This window comes from Salinimicrobium oceani (assembly GCF_012037645.1).
Genome location: NZ_JAAVJR010001211.1, coordinates 1 through 345, shown reverse-complemented (window position 1 = coordinate 345; position 345 = coordinate 1). Strand labels below are relative to the sequence as shown.

Below are 345 nucleotides of genomic sequence, written 5' to 3'. Positions count from 1 at the left end.
TGCACGAAGCTTAAGGTCATCGATGAGATTGGACTCAAAGAAAGATTCGTTGCTCAAACGCCAGGCTACGGACAAGGAAGGGAAATTCCCCCATTTGTGCTCATCGCTAAATCTTGAAGATCCATCTCTTCTTAGCACCGCATTCAATAAATAGCGATCATCAAAATTATATTCTAATCTTCCTAAATATGAAAGTAAGCTTGCTTCATTTCTAAAACCACCAACCTGAGGCTGATCTCCTAGATCAAGTACATCAAAATATCCCCCCGCTGAATTCACCAGCAAATTCCTTTTTGAGCCATTGATTTGTTCATAGATATCCTTTTGATAGGTATTCCCTACTAA

Annotated in this window: 1 pseudogene; it reads right to left on the bottom strand. The window is 39.4% G+C overall.

Annotated features, from left to right (window positions below):
• A pseudogene (locus tag HC175_RS21500) lies at positions 1 to 345 on the bottom strand (TonB-dependent receptor); the annotation flags it as partial.